18 protein-coding genes and 1 other annotated feature are annotated in these 14501 nt (G+C 43.8%); of the genes, 3 read left to right on the top strand and 15 right to left on the bottom strand.

Features of this window, described 5'->3' with window-relative positions; translation table 11 throughout:
• Complete coding sequence (locus AE2B122_RS00520) at positions 1 to 618, top strand: lytic transglycosylase domain-containing protein (protein ID WP_305852002.1); 618 nt, start codon at positions 1 to 3, stop codon at positions 616 to 618.
• A 34-nt stretch (positions 619 to 652) separates the two neighbouring features.
• On the opposite strand, the gene AE2B122_RS00515 is transcribed toward AE2B122_RS00520, so the two are convergent.
• Together AE2B122_RS00515 and AE2B122_RS00510 are read right to left on the bottom strand one after the other, a co-directional pair.
• A complete protein-coding gene (locus AE2B122_RS00515) occupies positions 653 to 1732 on the bottom strand; it encodes a M42 family metallopeptidase (RefSeq protein WP_175072801.1) in 1080 nt (359 codons plus the stop codon).
• 19 nt (positions 1733 to 1751) lie between these two features.
• On the bottom strand, positions 1752 to 2243 hold the full coding sequence (locus AE2B122_RS00510) for a dUTP diphosphatase (RefSeq protein WP_175072800.1): 492 nt from the start codon (positions 2241 to 2243) through the stop codon (positions 1752 to 1754).
• A 113-nt stretch (positions 2244 to 2356) separates the two neighbouring features.
• On the opposite strand from AE2B122_RS00510, the gene AE2B122_RS00505 reads away from it, so the two are divergent.
• Positions 2357 to 2731: a hypothetical protein gene (locus tag AE2B122_RS00505; protein WP_095220177.1), complete on the top strand. Its 375-nt coding sequence runs from the start codon at positions 2357 to 2359 to the stop codon at positions 2729 to 2731.
• 33 nt (positions 2732 to 2764) lie between these two features.
• On the opposite strand, the gene AE2B122_RS00500 is transcribed toward AE2B122_RS00505, so the two are convergent.
• The 7 genes from AE2B122_RS00500 to AE2B122_RS00470 form a co-directional block, all read right to left on the bottom strand.
• On the bottom strand, positions 2765 to 3337 hold the full coding sequence (locus tag AE2B122_RS00500; RefSeq protein WP_095220176.1) for a TVP38/TMEM64 family protein: 573 nt from the start codon (positions 3335 to 3337) through the stop codon (positions 2765 to 2767).
• Positions 3338 to 3415: 78 nt separating this feature from the next.
• Positions 3416 to 3676 (bottom strand): DUF1294 domain-containing protein, encoded by a 261-nt coding sequence (locus AE2B122_RS00495; RefSeq protein ID WP_095220175.1) that lies wholly within the window; start codon positions 3674 to 3676, stop codon positions 3416 to 3418.
• Between the two features lie 55 nt (positions 3677 to 3731).
• Positions 3732 to 4088, bottom strand: coding sequence for a 50S ribosomal protein L20 (rplT, locus tag AE2B122_RS00490; RefSeq protein WP_038562125.1), 357 nt, complete (start codon positions 4086 to 4088; stop codon positions 3732 to 3734).
• Positions 4089 to 4127: 39 nt separating this feature from the next.
• Positions 4128 to 4322 carry a 50S ribosomal protein L35 gene (rpmI, locus tag AE2B122_RS00485; RefSeq protein ID WP_095220174.1) on the bottom strand — a complete coding sequence of 65 codons (195 nt, stop codon included), beginning with the start codon at positions 4320 to 4322 and terminating at the stop codon, positions 4128 to 4130.
• A gap of 26 nt (positions 4323 to 4348) precedes the next feature.
• A complete protein-coding gene (gene infC / locus AE2B122_RS00480) occupies positions 4349 to 4873 on the bottom strand; it encodes a translation initiation factor IF-3 (protein ID WP_038562130.1) in 525 nt (174 codons plus the stop codon).
• A gap of 79 nt (positions 4874 to 4952) precedes the next feature.
• Positions 4953 to 5073 (bottom strand) — a sequence feature (ribosomal protein L20 leader region).
• A gap of 290 nt (positions 5074 to 5363) precedes the next feature.
• Complete coding sequence (locus tag AE2B122_RS00475; RefSeq protein WP_175072799.1) at positions 5364 to 5702, bottom strand: DUF1048 domain-containing protein; 339 nt, start codon at positions 5700 to 5702, stop codon at positions 5364 to 5366.
• On the bottom strand, positions 5699 to 6040 hold the full coding sequence (locus AE2B122_RS00470; RefSeq protein ID WP_095220172.1) for a PadR family transcriptional regulator: 342 nt from the start codon (positions 6038 to 6040) through the stop codon (positions 5699 to 5701). Before AE2B122_RS00470 ends, AE2B122_RS00475 begins: the two co-directional genes overlap by 4 nt.
• Before the next feature lie 363 nt (positions 6041 to 6403).
• Between AE2B122_RS00470 and AE2B122_RS00465 the strand changes: the two genes are divergently transcribed.
• Positions 6404 to 6895, top strand: coding sequence for a DUF1648 domain-containing protein (locus tag AE2B122_RS00465; protein WP_175072798.1), 492 nt, complete (start codon positions 6404 to 6406; stop codon positions 6893 to 6895).
• A gap of 164 nt (positions 6896 to 7059) precedes the next feature.
• On the opposite strand, the gene thrS is transcribed toward AE2B122_RS00465, so the two are convergent.
• The 6 genes from thrS to fabF all read right to left on the bottom strand — a co-directional run bounded on the left by thrS (position 7060) and on the right by fabF (position 14442).
• Positions 7060 to 9006 (bottom strand): threonine--tRNA ligase, encoded by a 1947-nt coding sequence (gene thrS, locus AE2B122_RS00460; protein ID WP_095220170.1) that lies wholly within the window; start codon positions 9004 to 9006, stop codon positions 7060 to 7062.
• A gap of 319 nt (positions 9007 to 9325) precedes the next feature.
• The gene (gene ytxC, locus AE2B122_RS00455; protein WP_254593414.1) at positions 9326 to 10135 is read right to left on the bottom strand and encodes a sporulation protein YtxC; all 810 of its coding nucleotides are present in this window, start codon (positions 10133 to 10135) and stop codon (positions 9326 to 9328) included.
• Between the two features lie 109 nt (positions 10136 to 10244).
• Positions 10245 to 11180 (bottom strand): primosomal protein DnaI, encoded by a 936-nt coding sequence (gene dnaI / locus AE2B122_RS00450; protein ID WP_095272587.1) that lies wholly within the window; start codon positions 11178 to 11180, stop codon positions 10245 to 10247.
• A 25-nt stretch (positions 11181 to 11205) separates the two neighbouring features.
• A complete protein-coding gene (locus AE2B122_RS00445; protein ID WP_175072797.1) occupies positions 11206 to 12570 on the bottom strand; it encodes a replication initiation and membrane attachment family protein in 1365 nt (454 codons plus the stop codon).
• Between the two features lie 29 nt (positions 12571 to 12599).
• The gene (nrdR, locus tag AE2B122_RS00440) at positions 12600 to 13064 is read right to left on the bottom strand and encodes a transcriptional regulator NrdR (protein ID WP_095220166.1); all 465 of its coding nucleotides are present in this window, start codon (positions 13062 to 13064) and stop codon (positions 12600 to 12602) included.
• A gap of 142 nt (positions 13065 to 13206) precedes the next feature.
• A complete protein-coding gene (fabF, locus tag AE2B122_RS00435; protein WP_175072796.1) occupies positions 13207 to 14442 on the bottom strand; it encodes a beta-ketoacyl-ACP synthase II in 1236 nt (411 codons plus the stop codon).
• Between the last annotated feature and the right edge of the window lie 59 nt (positions 14443 to 14501).

Here is a 14501-nt window from a genome sequence, read left to right as displayed (position 1 = left end):
TTGGATACATCTTATCTACTTTCCACACTTAGTCCGACGATGCTCGCTACTTATCAGCAACGGGCAGCCTTTTCAGCGACCACAAATTCCAGTCAGTCTTTCAGCAATCTGCTCCAGCAGACAATGAATACCGGTTCTTCGGTTAGACTCAACCCTTATGTAGCGCTCAGTTCCATGACACAAACTCAAAGCGTTCCTTCGGTTCCGTCTGTTACAGATAGCACTCCCGAAAGTTCTGGTAATAAGACAATTGATGGTATCATTTCTGATGCTGCTTCTAGATACAGTGTCGACGAAAAGCTCATTCGTTCTGTTATTCAGATGGAATCGAACTTTGATCCATTAGCTGAAAGTGGTGTAGGTGCACAAGGTCTTATGCAGCTTATGCCAGCTACAGCAGCTGGACTCGGCGTGACGAACAGCTTTGATCCGGAGCAAAACGTGATGGCAGGCACGAAATACTTGAAACAGATGCTGGACCGCTACAATGGCAACACCAGCCTGGCTTTGGCAGCATACAATGCTGGCCCGGGTAATGTCGATAAATATAACGGCATCCCCCCATTCAATGAAACGACGAATTATGTCCAAAAGATAATGGGCAGCTACCTAGCATAAAAAACCAGCTTCCGCTTGGAAGCTGGTTTTTTATTTAGCTATACGTAATTTTCTCGACTGTTTCTTTATCCAATTTCTGAATAACTGCAGTCAATAGTTTTACTGTATTATCATAATCATCTTCATGCAGCATGGCCGCATGTGTATGGATATAGCGCGTCGGAATTCCGATTGTCAAAGCAGGGACACCATCGCCAGTCAGATGAATGCTGCCCGCATCCGTCGCTCCGCCTTTGATCGTATCGTACTGATAAGGAATGTTTAGTTCCTCTGCTGTTTCGATTACAAGATCACGCAAGCCTTTATGGGCGATATGCGCAGCATCATATAAAACAATCTGCGGTCCAGCACCTAGCTTGCCTGTTGCTTCTCTGTCACTGATGCCAGGTGTATCACCTGCGATACCTGTATCAACTGCAAAAGCGATGTCCGGTCCAATTTTATTGGCAGAAGTAGTAGCACCCCGTCTTCTTACTTCTTCCTGGACAGTACCAACACCATATACTGCTGCTTCTTTGTCGGCATCATGCAAGTTCTTCAAAATATCGATTGCTACTGCACAGCCAATACGATTATCCCATGCTTTCGCCAGAAGCAGTTTTTCGTTCTTCATCTTCGTGAATTCGAAATAAGGTACAACCGAATCACCTGGACGTACGCCGAATTCTTCTGCTTCATCCTTGCTGCTTGCACCAATATCGATGAACATCTCTTCGATAGAAGCAGGTTTTTTCCTTTTCTCAAGTGATAATAGATGCGGCGGTTTGGAACCGATGATGCCGACAAGCTCGCCCTTCCTTGTATGGACAGTCACACGCTGCGCCAGCATGACTTGACTCCACCAGCCGCCGAGTGTCTGGAAATACAGATAGCCATTCGCATCGATACGTGTAACCATAAAGCCAATTTCATCAAGGTGACCGGCAACCATCACTTTCGGACCATCTTCCTTACTGCCTTTTTGCATGGCAATTAAACTGCCGAGATTATCAGTCGTTATCTCATCAGCAAATGGAGAGATATACTCGTGCATTACGTTGCGGACACCAGCTTCATCTCCTGAAACACCTGGTGCATCAGTCAAACTTTTCAGCATTTTTAATTTGTCATTCATATATGTATTCCTCCTCCGTTTAATAGCCTTCGTCCTGTCTTGTATGATTCACTTCGTTTTTCTGCTGATAGGCCTTTAGAATCGAGGCTTCATTGAAGCCAAGCTGTTGACCTAGCTGCAGGAAGCTTTGGAAAAGCGTGACATACGTTTCCTGTACTGGTTCGTTATAAAAAGCTCCGATGCTGCGGTACAGTTCCAAAAATGAATCGGTTTGATCGATTCCGTTATTCGTTAGCGGACTAGACGTATATGTAAGACCTTTATCAAGTCCGACTGACAGAATGAAATGCAGGCCGTCCACATATTCCTCTAGTATGACACTTTTTTCACTCGGGCCTTTTCTGCTCCAGAATTTAAAACAGCGGGTCTCATTAGCCAATTCACCTATTTCGACCTGAAGTGCTAATATTTTTTTACGGAAAAGATCATCACGATTTGCTGCTGATTCAAGATTGTCTTCGATGTAGGTATCCAGCTCGCGCTGTTTATTGAATAGATATTCGTAATCCATATATAAGACTCCTTCTTGCGTTATTCCTATGTAGTGAGGGTATAGTAAAACGGATGAAACTTCTTCTTTAGCGTAATCGTATCTATACAAAAAGTAAAGGAGGCCTGCTCGCTATGAAGATTCTTTTTCTCCTTTTGCTTGCAGGTGCGGCGATTCTTTTGTTCTACACCGTCATGAAAGCAAGGAAGAACCAAGCCAATAATCCGTCACTCCTCGATGCAGAGGAAGTAGAATACCGTGAGCAGTACGATCACCATTTTTCATTAAGCTATCGCGGCTATCGGATGATTGGTAAGAAGTATTTGCAGCCAAGGGAAGACCGCTTTGAAGTAACCAAAGTTGTTATGAATGCTGTACAGCCGGATCGATTATCCGGATTTTCCAGAAATGATTTATATAAGATGGAAGAATGCATTTTAAGCCATTTCCCTTATGCTTCTATTGAATGGAAGCATCCGATAAAAGAGCTTGTCCTCACAGAAATATGATAAAGCACTGGAGCTTATAGAAGCGCCAGTGTTTTATGCACTTTCTTTAAAAAATTCTTCCCATTTGATCGTAAATTCCTTTTTCCGCATCAGATATATACAGACCAGCAGGACTACTAATACACCCGCTATCGCTGCTGGCGGCAAGTAGCGCAGCCATGTTCCAGCAAAAGAATAGGCTGCAGCAAGCGGGATACTCGATAGAATCGAGGCCTTCCCATATGATCTCCAACTGCGGTTATTTTCCATCAAGCAGACGCTTAAGATGTGGAAGTGAATAAAAGGTACTAGCCGCATCAAGGCGACTTGCCCCGTTGTAAAGCTCGTGTGCCTGCCAATCAGCTTTTGTTTCAGCATGAGAATCCTGTTTGCCGACCGAGGAAAACGCTGGGCGATACCATAGAACAGCATACTGGATGCGGTAATACCGATAATGGACAAAATCGTACCAGCTACAGCACCGAATAGGATTCCACCTGAAATACATAAGAAAACGACAGGCAGAAATAAAGCTGGTCGAAGCAGGTACAGGAGGACGAACAAAAGCGGGGCAAACAATCCCCCTGTTGCGACGACCGTCAACATACTCACGCCAACCTGGTCCATTGCTGCTCACTCCCTCTTAGATGTCTCTAATATATATGACAGGAGACGAGCCTTTATGACAAGCACACAGCATTTATCTTACAGCAAATAAAGAATCAGCAGGACATGCATGACGACAAGGCATGGAAAGCCGATAACAAACGCGGTATGCTTTGTTTTATGTCGGAATGCCTGCATCCCGAGCCAACCGCCCATTGCGCCGCCAATGATTGCTGTAATCCATAGCCTTCGTTCACTTATACGCCACGCGTGCTCCTTTGCTCTTTGCTTATCTATTCCCATCCAGCTGAACAGCAGGATATTGACAACCAGCAGATACAGACTAATGAGCAGCTCCATATTCCTACCCCTTTCTATACAAAAAGCCGCTATCAAAGGATAGCGGCTTTTTGGCTTATTTCAATGCGTCTTTTGCTTTAGTAGCAAGTTGCGCGAATGCTTTTTCGTCAGAGATTGCAAGCTCTGAAAGCATTTTGCGGTTTACTTCGATACCAGCAAGTTTAAGACCGTGCATCAAACGGCTGTAAGAAAGTTCGTTCATACGTGCAGCAGCATTGATACGTGCGATCCAAAGTTTACGGAAGTCACGTTTTTTCTGTCTGCGGTCACGGTATGCATACTGACCGGATTTGATTACTTGTTGTTTTGCAACTTTGAATAGTGCGTGTTTCGCACCATAATAACCTTTAGCTAACTTAAGAACGCGTTTACGACGCTGACGCGTTACTGTTCCACCTTTTACACGTGGCATAGTATTCCCTCCTATAGGACAAAAAAATCTTTAATTTTATTATTTAGGTAGCATTTGTTTGATACGTTTAAGATCACCAGCAGAAACAAGTGAATCTTTACGAAGTTTACGTTTCTGTTTAGTAGATTTATTAGCAGCCAAGTGGCTTGTGTAACCGTGGTTACGAACTACTTTTCCAGTACCTGTTTTCTTAAAACGTTTAGCGGACCCTTTGTGGGTTTTCATTTTTGGCATCGTATTTCCTCCTTATATCCTTCGGCTTACTGTTTCTCAGCTATAGGAGCAAGCATTAGGAACATGCTGCGGCCTTCCATTTTCGGTTTCATTTCAACCGTTGCAACATCCTTGCACTCTCCAGCTAGCTTTTCGAGAACTTCTTGGCCTAATTCTTTATGCGTAATGGCACGTCCGCGGAAACGAACAGAAGCCTTTACTTTATCGCCTTTTTCAAGAAACTTACGCGCGTTGCGAAGCTTCGTATGGAAGTCATGATCCTCGATACCCGGGCTCAAACGAACTTCTTTTACGTTGATTATTTTCTGGTTCTTACGCGCTTCTTTTTCTTTCTTCTGTTGCTCGAAGCGGAATTTACCATAATCCATAATCCGGCACACGGGTGGTTTTGCGTTTGCAGCCACAAGCACCAAATCAAGATTTCTTGTTTGTGCGATTTCTAATGCTTCTTGACGGGATTTTACGCCAAGCTGGTCACCGTTTGAATCAATGAGTCGAACCTCACGTGCGCGAATTTTCTCATTGATATTCGTATCTTTGCTAATAATCATCCACCTCCAGGATATTTTGGGAAACTTATGATCGGGGACAAGATATCCGCCGCTTATCAGTTAAACATGGTTGTAAAAAAGCATAAAAAAAATGCCGGTACGCATACGGCACCCACATTTGTCCTAGAACACTGTTTTCGTACCTGCCAACTGCCAAGCGGCGTCAATCAGGTGAGAAGTGGGTACTTCTGCTTGTCTCAGATCACATATTTATTTCACTTTTACAATCTTATCATAGCTGATTAATGCTGTCAATCATATTGAAGCCCAGTAATCCTGCTCAATTAATGTAACATATTCTTTCGATGCTGACAACCTCTCGAATTAAAATAATACATAGAGAATAGTTATTCCCCAAATGATTCGCATGTAAACCAATGGTGATAAATATTTACCAATACAGCTTGATACACTCAAAACTGACTAACGGGAGCGAACCCGTACCATATTTTCCGGTTAGCTCCGTTAGAGTAAATAAAGAGATACGCATCTAACCACGATTCACTTTATTGTTTAACTTTATGCGATACTTATCTCTCCAAGTTGGAGAGTCTTTAACTAATTCGTCGCAGAACGCAGCCGTATCCTTTCCGGTAAGATCTGTGACTTTCTTGCCTTCTGCTGCACCCTCTTCAAAAAGGTCGAGAACACCTCGAAAAATACGATTGATTTCATTCCAGTCAGAAAGACCATAAGAAACCCACATATATTCTTTCATAGCATTGTAAGCAGTGTGGTATTCACTTGGAAGCGCCTTTGCTCGCATCTCCATCTCTTTCCATTCCCGCTTATCAGCTATATTTCCAATGATTTTTTCAACAATACTCATGTTATCTCTCCTTTATTATGATTAGTTTTGAGTTCATTGATTTTGCTTGAGACAAATTCCCATTTATCCCAAAAAACTCTCAGATGTTCTTCCCCTGCAGCGTTAAGCGTATAAAACTTTCTCGGCGGTCCTTTAGTCGATGACTTTTTCTCAATGTCTACGAGATCATTTTTCTCAAGCCTCATTGTAATGGTGTAAACTGTGCCTTCAACTACATCAGTGAAGCCAAGCTGTCGCAGCTGCTGCGTGATTTCATAACCGTATGTTTCTCCGCGGCTGATAATCTCAAGCACGCAACCCTCAAGCACCCCTTTCAGCATTTCAGTTATATTTTCCAATAATCTCTCTCCCATATATATACTGTTTAATAAGAAATAACCGGTATTTAGTATTACTAACTACCAGTATATAGTATTACATATTAGTGTTGATTGTCAACAATACAATTAACGATCAAACATAAACAGTTTAAATGATACAAACTTCAAGAAGGTCGATATAAGGATCTCGTCTTACAAAAAATAAACCTCTCAAACTCTAGTAGATGACAGGTTTTATTCTTATTATTTATGCAGGATACATGTCGCTGCGTATTTGCAATGAAGTTATTTCATCAGTTTCTATCCTTTATTAAAAGATTAATTCAGACGAAACGTTTACTCCATCAGAATCGTATGTAAACAAAGGGACGTGATAAACAAATGCCAAAACAGCTCAACATACCAAAAACCCGCAGCGAAAAAGTCTGGGATATCATCGGAATCGGCGGCTATATTGCTACAGTCGTTTTTTTGATCATAATCTGGCGGCAGCTTCCCGAACAAGTGCCTCTCCACATGGGGCTGACCGGACACGTCGATGACTGGGCAGCAAAAGAAAGCATGCTTCTACTTCCGGCTCTCAGTATACCTATGTTCACAATCATGCACCTATTGGGCAAATATCCTCATATACACAATTATCCGAAACGACTGAATGATGAAAACGCGGCAGCATTTTATCAACTTAGCCGAAAAATGCTCAATAAGGTGAAGAATATTTGTGTACTGGTCTTTTGCTTCATTGAATTGGAATTAAGTATGATCGCTCTAGGCTGGATAAATGATGGTCACGGCTGGACATTGATAATCATATTGCTCGCTGTGTTTTATCCTATTGTGGAGAGTATGATGAAGCAGCGTAAAATAAAATGATCTCTTTCTGGCATGTCGGGAAGTGTCTTGGCGAAATAAAAAAACATCCCCTGTAACCACCTTGAAAACATAAACCCTTTTCCTCTATGCCTATTTAGTCTCTTCATCTACCTGAGCAAAGAAAAAATCCTTTCACCACTTTAGTGATGAAAGGATTTTTTATGTTATTTACGCAATACGCGCTTCGCTACTTCTTCTTTAATTTCTGCAACGAAAGCTTTCAGATCTTTCGTTTCGGATTGTTTTTCTCCGTAACGGCGGATGTTTACGGCTTGGTCGCTCACTTCCTGATCCCCTACAACAATCTGGAACGGAATCTTCTGTACTTGTGCTTCACGAATTTTATAGCCGATCTTCTCTTCGCGCTCGTCCACTTGTACACGAATACCTTCCATACGAAGTGTATCTTCCACTTGGCGTGCATAATCCATATGTGCTTCAGGAGAAACCGGAATGATTTTTGCTTGGACTGGTGCAAGCCATGTTGGGAAGGCACCTTTGTATTCTTCGATCAAGAAGGCAACGAAACGTTCCATTGTCGATACTACACCACGGTGGATAACGACTGGACGATGTTCTTTACCATCTTCGCCAATGTAAGTCAGGTCAAAGCGTTCTGGCAAGTGGAAGTCCAATTGAACAGTGGACAATGTCTCATCTTTACCAAGAGCAGTTTTCACCTGAACGTCTAGCTTCGGACCGTAGAATGCTGCTTCGCCTTCTGCCTCTACATAATCAAGTTCAAGATCTTCCATTGTTTCTTTCAGCATCGCTTGTGCTTTGTCCCACATTGCATCATTATCAACATATTTTTCTTTGTCTTCAGGATCACGGTAAGAAAGACGGAAAGAATAGTCGTCGATACCGAAGTCTTTGTAAACAGCTTGTACAAGTTGGACAACACGGATGAACTCATCTTTCAATTGATCTGGACGTGCGAAAATATGTGCATCATTCAATGTCATCGCGCGAACCCGCTGCAAGCCAGCAAGAGCACCAGACATTTCATGACGGTGCATCGTACCAAGCTCTGCAATACGGATAGGCAGGCTGCGGTAGCTATGCAATTCATTTTTGTACACCATCATATGGTGCGGACAGTTCATCGGACGAAGCACAAGGTCTTCATTGTCCATTTCCATCGGCGGGAACATATCATCTTTATAATGGTCCCAGTGTCCGCTAGTTTTATAAAGGTCTACACTGCCTAATACTGGAGTATAAACGTGATCATAGCCAAGTCTTTCTTCCAAGTCGACGATGTAGCGTTCGATTGTACGACGGATAGTTGCACCTTTTGGTAGCCAAAGCGGCAGACCTTGTCCGACCTTCTGAGAAACTGTGAACAATTCCAGCTCTTTTCCTAATTTACGGTGGTCACGCTCTTTTGCTTCCTCGAGCATTTTCAAGTGGTGATCCAGCTCGCCTTTTTTCTCGAAAGCAGTACCGTAAATACGCTGAAGCATTTGGTTTTTGCTATCGCCTCTCCAGTAGGCTCCGGAAATGCTAAGCAGCTTAAACACTTTAATTTTGCCTGTAGATGGTACGTGGATACCGCGGCAAAGGTCGAAGAATTCCCCTTGCTCATAGATTGTTACATCTTGGTCTTCCGGAATCGCATCGATCAATTCCAATTTCAACTTATCACCAATTTCAGAGAACATCGCTTTCGCTTCATCACGGCTGACAACCTTACGGACAATCGGAAGGTTGGCATCAACGATTCGCTGCATCTCTTTTTCGATCTTCGGCAGATCCTCTGGTGTGATGCTAGCCTCAAGATCCATATCATAGTAGAAGCCATTCTCGATTACTGGACCTACTCCGAACTGTACATTGCCATACAGACGTTTTACTGCTTGTGCAAGCAGATGCGCAGCAGAGTGACGCATAATTTCCACGCCTTGTTCCTGCTTAAGTGTGACTATTTCGATTGCACCGCCATTTGGAAGCGGTGTGCGCAGATCATATGCAACGCCGTCAATATTAACTGCGATCGCCTGCTTTTTCAAACCTGATGAAATGGAACCAGCAATATCCTCGCCAGTTGTTCCAGCAGGAAACTCTTTTTTTGCTCCATCTGGGAAAATGATTTCTAATACTTCTGCCATTGTTCTTTCCTCCTAAATATAAAAAGCCCGTCCCTTTGCACAAAGTTTGTGCAAAGGGACGAGCGTTAGTCTCGTGGTTCCACCCTAATTCCCGGTAAATATACCGGCTCAAGAATCAGTAACGTCGATTAAACGCCGCCGGTTTTCTTTCGTCCCCCGACGGAGCTGTAAAAGGTGGTAACAGCAAAGCGTATGCAGGAAGCTTCCAGCCTAGGCTCCCCTCTCTTACATGCAAACGGATTTCACTATCATGTCCTTTATTGTCGCTTCTTCATATAAGGTAAGTATAAGCGCTGATTCAGGAAAATGCAAGGACATGCTAATAACGGGAGAAAGGAAATTGATGTAAGGGAAGGTATGCGGCTCTTTCCTGAAAAACATTAATGACAGTCAGCGTCTTCGGTTCAGATGGGTAGTCACCATACAAGTAAATTCGCCGTGGCGACATGGCAATCAAAGGCGTCAGATTTTTCTCCTGTTTCCCTATACCAGCCAAAAAAAGCGGTTCTTCATCAGCAAGCGACGTAATCTCCTCAGCGGAATAGCATGTTCCGTCTTCTTTGTAAAAGGAGAAGTCACGCCCTTGTATAACATGGATTTCGTCAGTTCCCATCGGCTTTTTACCAACGTATTCTCGCAGAGATTCCACATACAGCTGATATTCTTCTTCACGCTTATATTCATCTAACGCATGACCGACTACATCCATCAATGCTTCCCTGTATGCAGTACTGCGAAATTGGATGACGGCATCGTAGAAAATTCTGATGTGCTTGGCAGCAATCTCTTGAAAAATTTGTGTAATTTGCTGTCGGGGCAAACTCGGTTCTTTTTCTTCTTCATACATATCTCCGACGAGAATCGTATGCGTCAATTCTGCTATACGCTTTATCGCTTCCTCATCCTTATAATAATAGACTTCTTTAACGATTTGCTCGATCCATTCTGTCTCTCGGTGATGAAGAAATGTTTCTACTAAGGCGATTGCAATCCGCCGGTGATAGCCATCATGAATCGTCGCTTCATAGCCCCAGCGATCATCTTCGTCTACATATACCTGTTTTGTTCCATCCAGTAAAGCCAGGCACGAACAGAATGTATCCATCTCTTTTTTTGATTTGATAAACACTTTACGCAATATCAACCACCCTCGCCACTATCAACTGTTACATTATATGGGCGGAGAATGGAATTATGAGCCTAAAAAAAAGACAAGCCGATTTTCAGCTTGTCTTTTCTTAATCGTTTCTTCTATTTTTCCCGAACAACGGCACCTCATTGGCGACACGCTTAATGCGCTCCATGATCCTGCCTGCTTTCACTCGTTCCACATCACCGCGATTGGTCGTGGCAATCTGCTGCTCCAGCTGGGCAATTGAATAGTTGGATGTAAAGAAGACCGGCAGCCTTTCCATCATACGATAATGAAGGATGGAACCGAGTATCTCATCTCTGAACCATGCCGATTGGGATTCGGCGCCCATATCGTCGAGCATGAGTACTGGTGTCTTCTTGAACAGCTCCACTTTTTCATTGACCGAGTCATCTTTCATAGAAGCTTTCATTTCTCTTACAAATTCCGGCATATAGATAAGCATGCTGGAAATGTTTCTCTCGGCCAAATAGTTAGCAATGGCACCGAGGAAATACGTTTTACCAACGCCGAACGGTCCATAGAAATATAGCCCTTTTTCTGGGATGGTATCTCCTGTCTGCTGCAGGAACTGCAATGTCTTCAAAATCGCTTGCTGGCGTTCTGAATCGCCATGATCAAGCATTTCTGTAGACGCCTCCAGTATATCCTTCGGCATGTACAGGCTGTTGATTCGTGATTCCTGCTTCTGCCGTTCTTCCTGCTGAAGTCGGGTATGGCATTTATCATATGCAAGACGAATGACATTACCTTCTACCTCAATAGTTGGAGTATAGCCATTAAGGATATTCCGGCATTCTCCAAGTGATGGGCAGTCGTGGCATTGCTTTGATTGTGTTGTATATTCGAATAGACGCATCATATTTCGCTGGATATCCTGTTCCGTCAGCTGCGGATTTGCTTCCAAGACCGCTTTGACTTCTGGATCCTGCCTCACTTGCTGCTGCATGCGTTCAAAGTTCTCTTTAAAGTTATTATTTTCCTGCATCCATTTCCGCAAGGATGCTTGAATCGGTTCCATACGTGCACCCCCTTCCTTCTATCAGTCACACGTGCCGCTTATTTTCATTGAACTGTTTTAGCAATTCGGCTACATCTGCATCAGGCACAGCTGCAGTACTTGGAGCTTCCACTTTGCCTTTTTGATCGAACCATTCCGGGACAACCTCCGCACGGCCTGAGGTTTTTCTTCTTGCTGCGGACTGATTCGTGCTGGTTGCTGCATTCCACGGCTGGTTGCTGCTTTTAGCAAGCTCCATAGCTTCTCTTACTGTACTTATCTTTTTACGAGCCCAATGTGCTGCAATCTTCTCCATATATGCTTTCGACAGCTTCATATCGGATTTGAGAAGAACATAATAGACTAGCACATTCATAATACCAGGTGCCATGCCTTGCTCCGACATAACGTCACGGATGACCTTCAAGTCGGAAGCTGCTGCTGTCCCGTTTCCGGAAATATCCTCTAATAGCTGTTTCGGCGATATTGTCTCCAGAATCTGGATGAGTTGCTCTTGCTTAGTAGTAGCTTGTTTGTCTGTCTCCTGTTTGGATTCCTTTTGGACAAGCTCCGTAACCTTCGTATCGGCAGTTTTTGGACGTGCTAGAAATAGGTCATGGCAAGCAGATTTGAATTCTGCCGGATTCAGCTCATGTTCATCGGAGACAGCCCAAAGCAGTGCTTTATCAATTTCCGCTGACGTCAAGCTGTACAAAACTGTCATCGACTCAAGCAACTTTTGGTTTCGAGGTGTAAGAATCACTTCCGGATCGAGCATCCGCTGTTTCAATGATTGACGCAGCCAGTCAAAATCGACCACCTCAGCTTCAATGGAAGGTCCTCTCTTTACATCTGCAACCGGCCTAGCTGCTGTCTTTCTCGGCTGAACAGCGTGCTTTGTCAAATTACCCGTTGAAAAGACAGCTTCAAACGATGCTGTAACTTCCTCCATCGTTTCAGGCAAATCCTCCTCTTTGATCAAGAGATCTTTCATCTGCTTGAATCTGCTTTCGCCTAATTGGTGATAAAGCAGCTGGGAAAGCATATCATCTTGGAAGAATGCATCTGGTGAAAAAGGTGCATACAAATCGTATGTGTACACATTCTGTTCCCCAAGATTTTGATATGTCCGGATGAGTCCTATCGCTTCCAGCTGCAGCCTCGCTTGATACAATTGATCCATCGGAATGTCCAGTAGCGTCATAAGCATATGATGTGTCTGCGGTTCACATGTACCATGATGCAGGAAATAATCATTGACCAGCGTTTGATATAAAGTCACTGCTCGTATACCGACCAGCGGCTGATATAGATGCGTCAGCGCTGTCGAATATGCTTCCGGAAGCACTGCTCTCATTCGGAGCTGGTAACCATCAGCTGGCAGAAGTTTCCCGATATGCTGACTGTTCATACTATCTGTCCTTTCCTTCTTGCAAACTATTACTCTTTCTTATCGGTTTTAATCAAGTCCTTCAATTCCTCTAAGAAGACACTGATATCCTTAAATTGCCGGTAAACAGATGCGAAACGTACATAAGCCACTTCATCCACCTTCGACAGACGTTCCATGACCATCTCACCGATATCATTGCTTTGTACTTCGGATGTTCCGCTGTTACGCAGTTCCTTCTCCACTTCCGCTACAATATGTTCAATCTGCTCAAGCGCGACCGGACGTTTCTCACACGCCTTGATCAACCCGCGCAAAAGCTTCTCTTTACTGAATTCTTCCCGCGTTCCTTCTTTTTTAACAACAATCAAAGGTGTTGCTTCAATACGTTCGAACGTTGTAAAGCGAAAAGCGCAGTCTTCACATTCCCTGCGTCGCCGGATGGAACGCCCTTCCTCGATGGGACGGGAGTCTAATACTTTTGTGCTTTTATATTGGCAGTTTGGACATCTCATGCCGATCCACCCCATTACTTTCGCGAACCTCGACAGGCTTCGCGCATTTGCGACACTTTTGCATCGTCTTTTTCCTATTCTACCATGATTCAAGCTAAAAATCGAAGCGTTCTTAGACCCAACAAAAAAAGGCAGCCAAGGGCTACCCTTTCCATTTTTGCAGTGCGAGCACTGCATTGTGTCCGCCGAAACCGAAACCATTCGACAAAGCAACTGTTAAATCCTTTTCCACTGCTTCGTTCGGTACATAAGACAGATCGCATTCAGGATCAGCATCACGATAATTGATCGTTGGAGGTACAATGCCATCTTGCAAGGCTTTCAGTGTGATAATTGCTTCTACAGCTCCCGCAGCACCAAACAAATGACCAGTCATTGATTTCGTTGAACTGATTAGCAAGTCACTAGCTTTGCCTCCAAATACTTCCTTAATTGCTTTTGTTTCCGTTTTATCTCCTTCAGGGGTGCTTGTAGCGTGCGCATTTATGTAATCCACGTCCCCAAGGTCTAAATCAGCCATTTGCATTGCCAGCTTCATTGCGCGTGCAGGACCAAGATAATTAGGCGATGTAATGTGGTGCGCATCTGTTGTCGACCCGTATCCCACAATTTCACCAAGGATGTTTGCGCCTCGTTTTTGCGCATGTTCCAGCTCTTCCAGCACAAGAATACCTGCACCTTCTGACATGACAAACCCATCTCGATTAGCATCGAATGGCGAGCTTGCAGTTTGAGGTGTATCATTTTGCGTACTCATCGCGCGCATTTTTGTAAAACCAGCATAAGCGAAAGGCGTAATCGATGCTTCCGCTCCACCAGCAAGAATTGCATCTGCAAGCCCGTGCTTAATATTCAGGAATGCTTCCCCAATCGCATGGTTACCAGTTGCACAAGCAGATACAGGTGCGAAGCTAGGACCGCTAAAGCCCGTCTTAATTGAAACTATTCCTGCTGCCATGTTGCTAATCATCATCGGTACCATAAATGGTGAAACGCGCCGAGGACCTTTCTCGAGCATAGTGGCATGATTGTCCAATATTGTATTTACGCCGCCAATACCGGAACCGATATAAATTCCGACACGTTCCGGATTTACGGTATCCACTGAAAGATTGGCTTGCTCCATTGCCTGCAAAGAAGCACCATAAGCAAATTGACTATACAAGTCATAGCGTTCAATTTCTTTTTTGTCCAAATACTTCTCCGGATCAAATCCGCTGGCAATTCCGCCGATTTGCGAAGCTATTCCGGCAAATTTCTCCGGATCCAGCTGTTTGATGCCGGATTCTCCAGCTTTAATATTATTCCAGAATGTCTCTACATCCGAACCAAGCGGCGTAACAGCACCATATCCAGTAACTACGACACGTCTATTCAAAATCATACCTTCTTTCTAGCAGTAACTATTAGTACCTGATATTATATCTGAAGTAAAAC

The organism is Terribacillus sp. AE2B 122 (assembly GCF_902497585.1).
Classification (GTDB): Bacteria; Bacillota; Bacilli; order Bacillales; family Amphibacillaceae; genus Terribacillus; species Terribacillus saccharophilus_A.
Note: the sequence above shows the minus strand (reverse complement) of the source record. Positions and strands in the feature narration are given on the sequence as shown.